9 protein-coding genes are annotated in these 13,738 nt (G+C 62.0%); 2 read left to right on the top strand and 7 right to left on the bottom strand.

Annotated elements, in window-relative coordinates; genetic code table 11:
- Positions 1-78: 78 nt before the first annotated feature.
- Entirely contained in the window at positions 79-3,804 is a 3,726-nt protein-coding gene (locus QTI45_RS20320) for a fused MFS/spermidine synthase (RefSeq protein WP_286655661.1), read from the top strand.
- A gap of 533 nt (positions 3,805-4,337) precedes the next feature.
- On the opposite strand, the gene QTI45_RS20315 is transcribed toward QTI45_RS20320, so the two are convergent.
- The 6 genes from QTI45_RS20315 to pilV are packed head-to-tail and all read right to left on the bottom strand — an operon-like array spanning position 4,338 to position 12,069.
- Positions 4,338-4,922, bottom strand: coding sequence for a GspH/FimT family pseudopilin (locus QTI45_RS20315; RefSeq protein WP_286655660.1), 585 nt, complete (start codon positions 4,920-4,922; stop codon positions 4,338-4,340).
- Complete coding sequence (locus QTI45_RS20310) at positions 4,919-5,395, bottom strand: type IV pilin protein (protein WP_286655659.1); 477 nt, start codon at positions 5,393-5,395, stop codon at positions 4,919-4,921. Before QTI45_RS20310 ends, QTI45_RS20315 begins: the two co-directional genes overlap by 4 nt.
- Positions 5,392-9,783: a pilus assembly protein gene (locus QTI45_RS20305; RefSeq protein WP_286655658.1), complete on the bottom strand. Its 4,392-nt coding sequence runs from the start codon at positions 9,781-9,783 to the stop codon at positions 5,392-5,394. Before QTI45_RS20305 ends, QTI45_RS20310 begins: the two co-directional genes overlap by 4 nt.
- A 15-nt stretch (positions 9,784-9,798) precedes the next feature.
- Complete coding sequence (locus QTI45_RS20300; RefSeq protein ID WP_286655657.1) at positions 9,799-10,419, bottom strand: pilus assembly PilX family protein; 621 nt, start codon at positions 10,417-10,419, stop codon at positions 9,799-9,801.
- Complete coding sequence (locus QTI45_RS20295; RefSeq protein ID WP_286655656.1) at positions 10,403-11,467, bottom strand: PilW family protein; 1,065 nt, start codon at positions 11,465-11,467, stop codon at positions 10,403-10,405. Before QTI45_RS20295 ends, QTI45_RS20300 begins: the two co-directional genes overlap by 17 nt.
- Positions 11,464-12,069, bottom strand: coding sequence for a type IV pilus modification protein PilV (gene pilV / locus QTI45_RS20290; RefSeq protein WP_286655718.1), 606 nt, complete (start codon positions 12,067-12,069; stop codon positions 11,464-11,466). Before pilV ends, QTI45_RS20295 begins: the two co-directional genes overlap by 4 nt.
- Positions 12,070-12,307: 238 nt before the next feature.
- Between pilV and QTI45_RS20285 the strand changes: the two genes are divergently transcribed.
- A complete protein-coding gene (locus tag QTI45_RS20285; protein ID WP_286655655.1) occupies positions 12,308-13,216 on the top strand; it encodes a hypothetical protein in 909 nt (302 codons plus the stop codon).
- On the opposite strand, the gene moaC is transcribed toward QTI45_RS20285, so the two are convergent.
- Entirely contained in the window at positions 13,217-13,705 is a 489-nt protein-coding gene (moaC, locus tag QTI45_RS20280; protein WP_286655654.1) for a cyclic pyranopterin monophosphate synthase MoaC, read from the bottom strand. It abuts the gene before it with no gap.
- Between the last annotated feature and the right edge of the window lie 33 nt (positions 13,706-13,738).

Here is a 13,738-nt window from a genome sequence, read left to right as displayed (position 1 = left end):
GCCTTTTTTTCTTTTTGATATTTGTTGGTCGAGCTGCTCTGTCAACAAGAATCCGGCCGAAAAATGAAACGAGATCAGATGACCCAAGACGTGACAGTCGGTCTTCGCCATTGGCGAACCGTCGCTCTGGCAATGGCTGTGGGCGCGGAAACCATGCAGTTATTGCTCACGGGCAGACCTGCCTTCTTGGCTTTCGTGCCATCGTCGAGCTGGCTGGACTGGATCAACTTCATCGGATCATTTGCGGGAGTGCCCGCAGCCGTACTCTGGATTGGCGGAAAAATAACCAACCCACGTCCTGTCTGGCTCGGACTGGCGCTCGGACTTGGATTCGCCATTTGCGGGTACCTCATGGGATTCGAAAATGGGCAGGGCGTACATTCGGCGATGTCCGTAGTGTGTGTTTCGTTGGCTCCGCTGGGTGCGCTGGTTCTTTGCAGTTCGATATTTGATGTGATGCGTCCGAATACACGCGGCACCGAGTCCTGGGGTGCCATTTACTTGCGCATATCGGTATTGCTGGGCGCGCTGTCTATTTCTACCAATGCGGCACTTTCGACAAATCGGATAATATTTCCGGCTACCTGGGATTATTTTGTCTATCGCATTGATGGCGCATTTGGCGGGTTTGGTATTTGGCCTGCAGCCGTCAATTCAAAGGGGGTGCCACTTCTTCAGACCTTTACAACGACATCGTACGCAATTCTGATTGTTGCTTTTTTTGCCATTGTTGGACTCGCGATCAGGAAAGACGCAATAGCCAAGCTCAATGTCTGGCGAGCTTTGGTGCTTCCGTTCGCTGCTGCCTGGTTCTTGTACGCACTGCTGCCCTTGAGTGGTCCGCATTACGCCTTTTTCGATGGCCGGTTTCCGGGTCAGATGCCCGGTGCGCTGGAGGTTGCAGCCGCGCAGGTCGTCATTCCACCGGCTTACAGAAACGGTATGCCGTCAATGCATCTGACCGGCGCGCTTTTGATCTGGTTGCTGTCGATTGGCTTGCGACACAGAATTGCCATATTTTTCTCCTCGCTGTTAGTGGCTGCGACCGCATGGGCCACTCTTGCGACTGGTGAGCACTACGTACTTGATTTGATCGTAGCGTTGCCTTTCGCCGCCTTTCTGGGAACTTCCCTAATTTGGCCGACACGTCTTCGAGAATCTTCGTCCGTGGCAATGCCAATTTACTTGTCCGGTGCAACATTTCTTGCATGGACCGTGTTGCTTCGCGTGGCGCCGGAATGGCTGTCGCTGAACTTCGGCTTCGTCCGCGCACTCTCGGCTTGGAGCGTTTTGATCGCGGGGACAGTGTTCTGGGGACTTATTCGCATGCCGGCCACGCAACTGCGCGGTTTTGATGGGCAGTTGCCACATTCGGAGCTTGCCGGACCCGTGAGAGCTCCCTTTTGGATCATTGGGGTCTTTGTCATGTCAGGCCTGGCGGGCCTGATTTACGAAGTGGTCTACGCCAAGGCACTCGCAGTCACATTTGGCAGCACGGCATTGGCTAGCTACACGGTTCTCGCGACCTATATGGGTGGCATGGCACTGGGGGCTTGGATCGGGGGCCATCTTGCCGATCGATCGCGTCATCCGCTGAAGGTGTATGCCAATTGCGAGGCACTAATCGGTCTGTATGCCGCGATCACGCCGCAGCTGTTCGTGCTTATCCAGTGGATCTATGTCGAATTGACCTTGGATACCGCTCCCGATGCGGCTTGGCTGAGTGCGCTTCGAGTCGGCTTGGGGGTCATTTGCCTGGGTATTCCGACGACGCTCATGGGCGCGACGATGCCGTTGATGTTCAAGCATCTGCGGAGTCTCGGCGTGTCGAGTCGCAGCGCGATTGCACCTCTGTACGGAGCGAATGTCGCGGGGGCAGCCGCGGGCTCCATCATCGCCGGCTATTGGCTGCTGCCGGCGGTCGGCCGCAACGGCGGTACGTACATCGCGGCTGTGATGAGCTTGATGATCGCCTTGTACGTGATCGATCGCATGAAGCGATCGAACTTGCCTGAATCCCAAGTCGAACAATCAACGATCGACCCCGGGAGCGTCGTGCCGGTGGGCCGGCGAGTCGGAATGACGGCGCTCTGCGTTCTTCTCGTGGGTGGTGCGATTACGCTGGGGCTCGAAGTCAATTCGATGCATCTGTTGGCGGTCGTCGCGGGTAATAGCGTCTACGCATTTGCCCTCATGCTCGCGATGTTTCTTGCCGGCCTAGGCTTAGGATCTTATTGTGGCGAACGTTTGATGGACAGGTTCGAGAGGCTCGATCTGGTCGCGTGGTCCCAATGTGGGATTGCACTGACGATCGCAGCGACAGCGCAGATTTGGGACGATATTCCGTCGTACTTCGCGAGCTTCAGCATTTACCCGGTTCAATTTGACTTCGCTGCGAGGGAGACAATCAGGGCCATGGTGTGTGCGACTGCCATGCTGCCTGTCGCTCTATTCATCGGGATGAGTTATCCAGCCGCCATGAGCTTGGCTTCGGACTGGCTTTCGCCAAAAGGGGGCGCACGGGGCCTCGGCGTGGCCAGCGGACTGAATACTCTAGGCAATATCGGGGGGGTGTTGCTCGTAGGTTTCTGGCTGTTGCCGACCTTCGGGTCGAACAACAGTTCCTTGATCCTCGCACTCGTCGCACTGGTGCTTGGAGCGTTGGCGCTGACGGTGCGCAACGAGGGTTCATGGCGCTCGTTTCGGTCAATGCGCGCTGCGCCTTGGCGCTGGTCTCCGGTGGTCCTGGCAGTGGTCGCTCTCCTGTTTTTCCCAAAACAGTGGAACTACGACGACCTGTCGACTGGAAGCAACGTTTATTTTGCACCTCAGGGTTGGGGCAAAGTGATCGACCACGCTGAGAGCGTCGAAGGCGGAATGACGTCGGTAACGCAAGCTCCTAACGGCATCTTGACGCTTCTTACCAATGGAAAATTTCAAGGTAACAATGCGACCGGCGGCGAAATGGTGGCGCAAGAGTCTTTCGCTCTTTTTCCGCTGCTGCATACCGCGCGCCGGGATACCGCCCTAGTAATTGGCTATGGCACGGGTATGACGACCCGAGTCCTGCACGAGGCCAACTTCGCACTTATCGACGTTGCCGAGACCTCGAAAGACATCGTGTCGTTGGCGGATCGGTATTTTGAGAACATCAATCACCATGTCACAAAGCGAGATGGCGTCTCCTTGTACAACACTGACGGCCGCAACTTTCTCCTGACGCAATCACGCCGTTTCGACTTAATCAGTATTGAAATCACGAGCATCTGGTTCGCTGGCGCCGCAAACCTGTACAACAAGGACTTCTATGCCCTTGCGAAAACACGCCTCAATCCTGCGGGAGTTCTTCAACAATGGGTTCAGTTGCACCACATGACCCCGATCGACCTGACCTACGTGCTGGGTTCGGTGCGCTCGGAGTTCAAGTACGTATGGTTGTACGTGCGAGGCGGGCAAGGAATCATCGTCGCCTCTAACGATCCTGAATCCATGCTTTGGCCAGGTGAGAAACCACTGGCTGATTCAAAACTCGGCGCGAACGGCGATCGGAAACTGCATGAACTCAAATCGCACTTAGTGCTCTCGCCGGTCGGAGTTGACAACTTGATCTCCAGCTTCGACCCCAGCATGCAACTTCTGGTATCGACGGACCGGAATCTCTACCTTGAACACTCCACGCCCAAGGGGAACGTCCTGCGCGACGTGGTGCAGAGCAACATCCAACTGCTCGGCAGCTTCGAGCCAAAGCCTCTCCAATTGTTGGATTCAAAGCCGCGAGGTTCATTGCCAGTGGGCGCACCGTAGCGCGGATCGGCCCGTGAAGCGAGCGAGGACATGCCGTCTTGAGTCACGTCCTTCAATTGATCGCGAATGTCTGAACGATGCATGCCAGCCATGCACTGCGATGGCGCTGCGCAAAGCGGCGCGCAAGGTCGGAAGTGGCAACGTGGCAAAGCGAGGAAGTGCGGCTCCTCGCCAGGCGGTGCGACCAACTTCCCAACTTCGCCGGAGCCACCGGGTTACCGGGTTGCCAAGCGGCACGAAGCGGCGCCGACTGTCCAGCGGGCGCACTCGATTGGCGCGAGGCCGTGCGACATCGCGATCACGGCGACCGATGTCGCATGTGCGGTGCACATGGTGAGACACGCGCCTTCAGGGCCATGCCTTGACGCTGGTGAGCAGCGGGCTGAACGGGTCCATGATGTCCACCTATTGGCTACGTGGAGACATGCTCTAAGGACCGCCCGCCGCGTTGAAGGGGGATCGCTCGGCTGCCTGCGATGCAGCGAGGGCTCTTCGCTAGGCGTGTGTGCCTGACGGCGGCTGTCGCACCGAAGCTACTCGGTCGCGGTCGAAACGCAGGTCGTATCCGTCGAAGGCCTGCAGGCCCGGATTCGTCCGGTCACGGCCACCACCAGAATCCGAGTCTGCTCGGCCTTGTCGTTCGCTGAGAGGTCATTGCGAGCTAGCGACATCGTCAATGACTGAAAAGCGGCCGAGCCAACTGTCTTGCTATAGCCCGATGGGTCAAACATGACGTATTCGACAGCATCCCCCGATCCTGTCTTCCCCGTCGTGGTGAAGTAGGTGGGCAGAGGGTCTTGCTTGTAGATAGTGATGTCCGTGTTGGCGTCGTAGTTGTTGCTGCGATCGGAATCCACGAACACCGTCCATCCGCTGTCCCAATCGGTGCCGGTATTGGGGATCACCATCGCGCTCATGCCGCGCTTCATTGCCTCGCCTCTGGCTGCGTTCATGGCGCCCACGAGAGAATTGGTTGCCGATGTGAGTTCGGAGTTGCGCTGAAACGTGACGAAACTTGGAGTTGCCACAAAAAGCAGAACGGCGGCGATAGCGATGACTGTCATCAGCTCGATGAAAGTGAAACCGCGCTCACGCGGTATCCGTCGATCTGTGCTCATGGCCAGCAAAGCTTCTTATTGTTGTTCGTGACTGCAGTGCCGGTGCACTCTTTCACGCCGCTGCTCGTCAGACTCAAGCTCGTTACGGCGGCATCGGTATGCGTGGGTGTCGCGACGAGCTTGACGCACTCGTTCATGCCAAAATTGCCGCCGCCCGCTTTCTCGCACTCGACCGCCGTCAACCAATAGGCCGGACTCGCGTCGTTGTCGCCCGAAAAAACTTTGAAGGTGGCGCTTCCGTCGGCCGAAGCCGCGAACTTCAGATACGTGTTGTTCTGGGTCATGTAGCGCTCCTGCTGCTGCATGAGATCCAGCAGCGCGGTTCGAGCCTGGGCGCGCTTGCCCTTGACCACTGAGTCGGTGTAGGCGGGGTAAGCAATCGCCGCGAGGATCGCGATGACTGCAACGACGATCATCAACTCGATCAGCGTGAACCCCCGCGCGCCGGTTCGATGCCTTCTTGTGCTGCTCATGGTGTGGCGTTCTTCAGGTCTTGGTAATTGTTTATCTGCCGCCAGCTCAGCCGGCCCGCGATGATCGTGGTCGTCTGGGTGGTGGATATCCCGATGCCGCTCGAGCCCTGGTTGAAGACTGTGCTCTTGATGGTTCGAGTGCGACGGCCGGTGTTGTCGCTCTTGGTGATCAGGCTGGCCGACTCCAGCTCGGTCACCAGGGGCTGCCCAAAGATGCCAACCGTCGAAACCCTGGACTGGCCGTCGCCGGTGTCCACGTTGAGCCGGTACTCGCGTCCGCTGCCGCCCGCCACGCCGCAGGTGTTCACTCCGCCGGTCGCGCCCGGGATCAGGCTGCCGAAGATTAGGGTGTCGCCCACCAGCGTGGCGCTGCTGATCTGGCGCTCGCCATTGGTCGGGTAGTCGATGTACCAGCCCGAGCGATGTGTCGCGTCGGTGTCGGTGGTCGGTCGGCCCCAGACGAAGGGGTCCACGCTCACATTGCCCGTGGACGAATCGAAGGATCCGGCCTTCAGGCGGGCCCGGCCGCTGATGATGCTGGTGGGGCTGGAGCTGTCGGGCGTGGTGGTCGCATTGTCGTACACGACGTAGAAGGAGTTCTGCGCCGTCGATGTGCGGTCGTCGGCTTCGAGGTACTTGCCGGTCCCGAACGCCACATAGATGCCGCTGGGCGCTTCGCTGGCCACCAGCGTGGGGGCCATGCTGATCGGCTGAGGGTTGCCTGAACCGTCCTTGGCGATGAACAGCGGCAGCGGTGTCGTGCCGCTGTAAAAGCCGAAGAGCTTCTCGGTGGTCCATTCGCCGCTGCCGTGGGTGCGGAAATCAAGTTTCCACATGCGGCCGTGGAGGTCGCCCATGAAGATCTGCGTGGTGACACGGTTCGCGTTCAACACCTCGCGGAAGTTCAGCACGCCCGGCGAACGTGTGGCGGCGAGCGTTTCGTCCACGGGGATCGAGATCTTGTAGTAGTTCGTACCCAGGACCCAGGCTTCGCCTGCCGCCTTGGACAGGTCGAGCAGGAACAAGGCGGGTTTTCCGGTGTCGCTGAAAGTGCCGGCGGCGTCGGGCTGGAAGCTGTTGACTCCGCTGGCAACCGCGGCGAACCACTTGTAGGTCGGCGTCGCCGCCGCGGCACTCGTGCGCAGCTTGATGATGCGTGGCTGACCCACCACGAAGCCCATGTCGACGTCGTCGGCCGTCGTGAACTCCCACATCACCTTCGATGCGGAGAAGGCCGTCGGATCCGTCACGTCCAGGGCGAACACCCCGCGGCCTCCAGCGCCCGTGCCGGAGACCAGCACGGTTCGCCAGTCGGCCTTGGTCCCGGCGTTGCCAACCTCGGCCTCGCCAACCGTGGGGGGGCCGTCCACATAGCTGCGGTGATTCTGGATGTAGTCGGGACTCGTCAGGGCCGGCAGGTGCGGGCCGACCCAGCTCGGGATGTACCCGAACAGTTCGTCGCCGGTGGTGGCGTTGAACGCGTGCAGCATGCCGTCGTTCGCGCCGACGAACACGGCCGGCGTGCGGGCGAGATAGTCCTTCTGGAATCCGGCGTAGGTTGTAGAGCTGATCACCGAGGAAGGAGGGCCGGAGTAGACCACGCTCGAGTTGACGATGTCGCCCAGCAGCTTTCCCCTCCGGTTGCGGAACTTGCCGCCGTCGTCGTCGCGCGCGCCCCGGAGATAGTTGAGGCGAGCCTGGCCGAAACCATCCTCGGCCGCAGTCGGAGAGGGCTTGTTCAGCGCCGTCTGCAAGGCGCTCGAGATGCCGTTGGTCCATACGAAGTTGGACGCGACGGTGGCCGCTCCAGACCCGTTGCCAACCACGATGTTCCGCGTCGCGGCCGGGTCCGGCAGCGCCGAGAGTCTGGACGCTGCCGTCCAGGTCGGCGTGGAACCGATGGAAACGTTGTTGCCATCGTCAACCGAGATCGGAATGGCGAACAGGTCGCCGCTCCAGTCGAAGGTGTCGAACGCGCCCTGGTAGATCGTGGTGCCCTCGCGCGTCAGCGCCTTGGACTGGATGGCGCCGCCGGCGATGCTGCGGGCACTGCTGGAGGCGCGGCCGAAGATGTTCTCGAACGCATTCAGCACGCCCCGCGCATTGCTTTGCATGTAGTACGCGCTGGCCTCGCCGGGGCGAGTCGAGTCCTGCCAGACGTTGTTGTCGACGGTCTCATCCTGGCGCTTGAAGGGGTTGCCGAAGGTGTTGAATGGGGCCTGTTCTTTGTTCGAGGGGTCGGCTTCGAAGCCGCCGTACTTGGCCGCGGTGAAGAACTGGTTGCGATTGCGCCGAGTCGCCTCGACGCTCTGCTCGCCATACTCGTTGACGTCGAAGACGAAGGTCTTCACGCGCAGGCCGGGGCGTTGCTTGGTGGGCTGGTCGGTCCAGCCTGCGCCACGGATGTCCTGCGTATGGGCCCAGTAGGAATAGCCGATGATGGCATCGCTCCTGGGGTTGCCATTGGCGGTGTTGGGATTGCCGGTCTGGCGCGTGGCGCCCTGCCCGTCTGTGTAGTTCCTCACCGTGCCTCGCTCGAAGTCCCCCACGACGGACGTCCAGTAGCCGAGATCGGGAATGTTCGTGCTGACGCTCGCTCTGGGAAAGCGACTGCCATCGTGCGTGTTGATGTCACCGATCACGACGATGTTGCTCTTCAGGCAACCGTACTTGCCGGTGGCAGATCTTCCGTCGCCGTAGGGATCGGTCCACGTGGTGTAGATCGGGAAGCCGTCGTACATGTCGGTCGTCAGGCCGCTGATCGCATCGGTACTCGGCTGCAGGCCTTGCAGGTAGCGCAATGTTTCGTAGTAGAGCTCGCTGACCGGGTCGTACTTCTTGTAGCGCCCCGGAACCGGCCCGGTGCGGCCGAACTTGTTGAGATAGTTGATCACGCCGGAGATCGGTGTCGCTTGTGTCGTGTCGCCCTCCGGGTTGGCGAAATAGACCCCCGTGGTGGCATTCCATTCAGCCTTCGGGTTACCGCCCGTTGGCGTGTTCTCCTGACCGTTGATGTCGAAGGTCTTCGTGCCCACGTACTTCATGGGGGCGCGCAGCACACCGCCGTAGCGGCCGTTGTCGTAGCTCGCTGTCTGCTCCATCGCGTAGCCGAAGGCCGCCAGCCGCAGTTGGTCGCTGTACTTCTGCACCACGCCGCCCGGCTTGAAGTTGCCGCTCGGGTACTTGGTGCACAGCTTGTAGTCGCGATCGTCGATCAGTTCGCCATCAGTCGTGCGCTGACAGACCTCCACGCGGGAATAGAAGAATCCGTCCGAGTTCAGGCCCGCAGAGCTTCCGGTCGGTGTCCATGAGCCATCGTTGAAGTCGCGCGTATAGCAGCGCTTGGCGGTGCCGACGATCGGGTCGCCGAAGATGGCATTGGTGCACTGGACGCCGCCGCTGGCCATCGCGTATTTCCAGTTCGAGCCAGCCCCATACCAGACCTGCTTGATGCCGGTGAAGCTGCAGGTGCCGTTCTCCCCCGCGCAATCATTGCTCGCGTCTGCCGGCTTGGTGCTCGAGGCATTGACCGGACCGATGCCGGTCCCCGTCGTGGCGACCCCCAGCCTGTAGCTGCTCTTGTCACCGCAACTGCCGCCGCGTGCGGTCCCGAAATAGATGCGGTTCAAGGCGTTCCCGACCCAGATGTCGTTGGCACCTGCGGCCGTGGCCATCGCCTGCGGCACCGCGCCCCAGAAGGCCGAACCGCTGGTCCCGCCGGCACGCTGCAGCTGCTTGGCCGGGAAGTTGGTGCTGTTCCACATGCAGGTCGGATCGCCATTGGGGATGACGGCGCGCTGCAGGATGGTGAGGTTCGTGGTGTCGATGTAGCGGTCGCCGCCCGAGAGCGCAAGCCGCAGCATGTCGATGGCGGAACTGCTCGCCCAGTTGAGGAAGTTGCCGCTGAAGGCGTCAGCGCATTTCCGGTTGACCGCGGCGCCGCTGCGATTGAAGCGCTTGTAGTCCGCTGCGGTCAGTCCGGTGGCAGGTGTTTCGGTCGGTGCGTTGACGTAGGTGTAGCAAGCCTCGGCATCGTAGTAGCCCAAGTATTCGTTGGCGTTGCTGTAGGTGTCGTCGGTCGAGTCCTGCGGCCCGCGTACGTACTGGGCACCCACGGTCGGGAATTCGACGGAGAGGGCCAGGGCAAGAGCCGGCTTGTCGCCGGAGGTGGCGGCATAGAGCGGATCGCTGGACAGCGCGATGGACTGGAAGGCCTTCGGCGCTCCATCGCTCATGGCGCTCATGGCCACGGCGAGCGAGACCAGCGGCAGCGCGACCATCGCGAACACCCGCTGGCGGCCCGACCACAGCCGGGGATGGGTGGCGGTCTCCAGCATGTGCCCGACCGACCATCCGGAACCGGAAGTGCGAGCTTGTTTGTTGTTCATTGCACTTCTCACGATTCAGTTCCGATAGATGGTCTGGCTGACGGCTTGAATGTCTTCGCGGGGTCCGAAGCCCATGGAAGTCACGCGATAGATGTAGCTGGTGTCGGAGAGGTCGCGATTGCCGGGGTCGCGAATCGGCTCGATGATGTAGCGCGGTTTGTGAAAGGGCTGCGGACCACTGTTGCCGGACGCAAACGAGCGCCCCGTGTAGTCGCCGTACTGAGCGACGTTCGTCCCGGTCACGAAATCGACCGTCAGCCAGGCCGGTTTGCCCGTGTCGGCCAGCGTGCAGAGGCCTTTGTTCTTGCTCGACGCATCGCTGCCGCAATTCGGGACGAAGGCCGTGACGTTCTTGCCGGAGCCGAACACCGCCCGGCGGCTCGAGGTACCCGGGCCGATGTCGAATTCGGCGTCCATCAAGCCGGCCTCCGACGCCTGCCACGCGATCTGCATGTCGCGGTCATTGCGTGCGCCGCGCTCCGCCATCGATGCGATCTGGGCACCGCCGACGCCCAGGATCGAGACGACGACAAGAATCAGCAGGACGACGATCAGGGAAGCACCGGTCTCGCGCCGGGCGGCCGCCGGAACGCGCGCCGCGGGGCGGGCGGGCCGAATGTCAAAGGCTCTGGTCATTGCGGAAATGGATGGTTAAGGTCACGACCTGCCGCAACCGGTTGTCGACGGGGGTCGTGAAGGTGCTGCCTTTGTCATCGGTCGACTTGAAGACTCCGCCCACATTGCCGGAGGTGGCGGCGTCCTTGGCGACGCCAAAGGGATAGAGGTCGGTTGCCTCGTTGATCTGGGTGGCACCAGGTGCACTGCGAAGCACCATGCCGATGCGTACGCTGCGCACGCGACGCCAGTTGGCGTTGGTGCCGGCCGCATCTCCCGACACCACCATCTGGTCTGCCCTCAGGTAGGCCGTCGGCAGGTCCGGATGGGGCGCTCCGCTCGCCGGGGCCGTGCCCGGCGTGACGCCATCGACGCCGTACAGCACCTGAAACTGTTCGACGCCCTGCACCAGCGACGCGGTCTTGAAGCTGCCCGGCACGGCCGGATCGGGGTAGGTGCACATCAGCGTGGGTTCGCCTTGCTTGAGGTCCACATGAAAGATGCTGGCCATCTTTTGGTCGCGGGCGTCGGCGCTGTCGAGGTCTGCCACGGTCGCCACCGGGTTCCCGGCGCAATCGATCATGGTCTGATCCGAAACGGACTTCAGGGTGGCGTCGTCCGAGAAGGTATGCAGCTGGCTGGCCTGATAGCGCAGGATCAGGATGTCGCTTCCATAACCCACCACGGAAGTGCTGCGCGCGATCGAGGAACCCAAAGGATCCGCGGCATCCACCGTGGCATTGTTGAAGCCACTGACGTTCGGCGCCGGGTTGCCCGCAGTCTTGCGCTGCACGGCCGCGAAAGCCACGTCCAGGTAGCCGGCCTGGACCCCGATTCGCTGGATCAGGTCGCTGGCGAAGCGGCCGCTGTCGCGCAGTTGCGATGCCGCGTCGACCGTCGTGAAGCCGCGCCGCGCCACCGTGAGCGCCGCCACGGTGGCCATGACGACGATCAGCCCCAACAGCATGGCGACCAGCAATTCGATCAACGTCAGGCCGCGCGAACGGGCGGCTCGAAGCCGTTGAATCGTATCGAGGCGTCCACGCCTGGGTTGCCAACGGTAAGTCATTGGTCGCTCCCTGCGGTGACCGACAGCACCACGGAAGGCCTGGTTGCCCTGTCCATCTTCACCTTGCCGTCCACGTTCTCTCCCGTCTTGGTCCCCGCGCGCGTCCATCCGATCTTGACCACGACAGGGTCGGTGGCGACATCGGTACAGGTCCACTGGGGGAGGTGGTCGGAAGCCTTGAACGGGGTGGCGTCGTTGCAGACGGTCACCTGTGCACCAGGCAGTTCAGCATCAACCCGCGCCAGCCATTCGGTCAGTTGGGCGGTCGCAACGTCTGCCGGCGTGGCGCAACTGGACCCGACCTTCATGCAATACGAGGGAGTCTCGGGCGCCAGCGGACTGGTGAATTGCCCGAGATAGGGATTGGCGGTCGCGAGCATCGCCTGGTTCTTGTTGCCCCTCATCATTTCAGCCAGCTCCCGCGCCAGCACGGTCGCCGACGACTGGAGGCGCGCGTCCCTGTTCGCCTGCAACGAGGCTGCCTGCAGACCCACCATGCCCAAGAGGCCGAACGAGAGCACCACGATAGCGACCAGCACTTCGATAAGGGTAAACCCGCCCTGTTGGTCGGCGTTCGCTATGCGATGAGGATGGCGAGGCATTCTGCTCAACGTTCTACTCGTTTCTAAATGTATGCAAATGCTAAACGGGCTGACTGCGCATACGCCTTCCGTCCGTCCTCCGAATGCGACCGCTGGGCGTGAAAGTTTTTTGCAGTTGACAACTAAGTCGCATTTCCCGAGCCAGGCGATGGCTGCTTTCGCGTATTACAAAACGACTCATTTAACACGGTTATGCTGTAATTGCTGCGCTGCAACCGACCCTTTCGCCTTTGTGCACATGACCCACTACGCGTTCGTCCACCTAGAGTTCGGCAACGCGCGCCGGGAGCCTTCGATCGAGCTGCTGGCCCGGTTTCGCGAGGCCTTCGCGAGGCCCGGCGACCGCGTCGGCCTGGTCATCGTCGACAACGCCAGGACGGACGGCGAAGAGACCTACACCGGCTTCGGCTTCGAGACGGCACGGGTCATCCCGGGCGACAACTCGAACCGCGAGTTCTCCGGCTGGGACGCAGGCGTTGCGGCCGTTCTGGCCCACAGCGAGGAACCCGAGGTCTGGATCTTCACGAACGACACGGTGGCCCGCCACCAGGGCTGGAGCCCGCAGCGGGCGGCGCGATTCGGCCAGGAGATCGAGCGGCTCAGCACGCACGCGGGCCCCTGGATCCTGGGCGAGGTCAACGACTATGTGCGCTCGGTCAACACTCCCCTGGGGCCGCAGCTCGAATACATCGTGACCTACGGCTTCGCGATGAACAACACGCTGCGCAAGGGCCTGGTCACGCTGTCCCCGGGGAACGAGTTCCTGGATTCGCTGGTGCACGACAGCTTCGAGCCGGCCCGCAAGCTGTTCCGCGACCATGTCGACCCCGGCTACGCCGAGACGCGGCTGGTCTTCATGGTGGCCGATCCGACGCAGATGGAAGAGAACAAGCGCAAGTTCAAGTGGCGCGGCGGCTGGTACAAGGCCAGCCCGCTGAGCGCCGAGAACTTCGCGGACATGCGCATGAAGCTGCGCTGCGTGGTTTCCGAGACGCTGCTCAGCGTTCGGGCGAGGCAGTTGGGCGCGGACATCCGGTCACCCTACGACGCCCGCAACGGTCGTCAACGTGTGCGCAAGACCCTTCAGTTCTTCGCCGACAAGCTGTGGGAGCGGCGTTTCATGCGCAGGCTCAAGCGTTCAGGCTAGTCAGGGTGCGGTGCCCGCCACCCAGCTGCCCGACTTTCCGCCGTGCTTCTCCAGCACGTGGACGTCGGTGATGCGCATGCCCCGGTCGACCGCCTTGCACATGTCGTAGATGGTCAGCAGCGCCACCTGGACGGCGGTCAGCGCCTCCATCTCGACGCCGGTCGGCCCGACGGTCTCGACCGTGGCGGTGCAGGCCACCTGCGGCGTGCCGCCGTCGGCCAGCGCGAAGGCCACCGCCACGCGGGTCAGCGCCAGCGGGTGGCACAACGGGATCAGGTCGCTGGTCTTCTTGGCCGCCTGGATGCCGGCGATGCGGGCGATGCCGAGCACGTCGCCCTTCTTGGCGGTGCCGGATTCGATCAGCGCCAGGGTCGAGGCCAGCATCTCGATGCGGCCGGTCGCCACGGCCACCCGGTGGGTCGCCGGCTTGGCCGCCACGTCGACCATGTGCGCCTGGCCCTGGGCATCGAAATGGGTGAGTGAACTCATCTGTGAACGTTCCGCGGAGTGCAGCATCATACG

Origin of the sequence: Variovorax saccharolyticus, assembly GCF_030316765.1 — a bacterium.
GTDB lineage: Bacteria > Pseudomonadota > Gammaproteobacteria > Burkholderiales > Burkholderiaceae_C > Variovorax > Variovorax saccharolyticus.
The sequence above is the reverse complement of the archived record's forward strand: the minus strand, read 5'-3'. Positions and strand labels throughout refer to the sequence as shown.

Coding starts and splice junctions, on each gene's coding strand:
- QTI45_RS20320 (WP_286655661.1), top strand. CDS start 79: ATGACCCAAGACGTGACAGTCGGTCTTCGCCATTGGCGAACCGTCGCT.
- QTI45_RS20315 (WP_286655660.1), bottom strand. CDS start 4,922: ATGAGCACAGATCGACGGATACCGCGTGAGCGCGGTTTCACTTTCATC.
- QTI45_RS20310 (WP_286655659.1), bottom strand. CDS start 5,395: ATGAGCAGCACAAGAAGGCATCGAACCGGCGCGCGGGGGTTCACGCTG.
- QTI45_RS20305 (WP_286655658.1), bottom strand. CDS start 9,783: ATGAACAACAAACAAGCTCGCACTTCCGGTTCCGGATGGTCGGTCGGG.
- QTI45_RS20300 (WP_286655657.1), bottom strand. CDS start 10,419: ATGACCAGAGCCTTTGACATTCGGCCCGCCCGCCCCGCGGCGCGCGTT.
- QTI45_RS20295 (WP_286655656.1), bottom strand. CDS start 11,467: ATGACTTACCGTTGGCAACCCAGGCGTGGACGCCTCGATACGATTCAA.
- pilV (WP_286655718.1), bottom strand. CDS start 12,069: ATGCCTCGCCATCCTCATCGCATAGCGAACGCCGACCAACAGGGCGGG.
- QTI45_RS20285 (WP_286655655.1), top strand. CDS start 12,308: ATGACCCACTACGCGTTCGTCCACCTAGAGTTCGGCAACGCGCGCCGG.
- moaC (WP_286655654.1), bottom strand. CDS start 13,705: ATGAGTTCACTCACCCATTTCGATGCCCAGGGCCAGGCGCACATGGTC.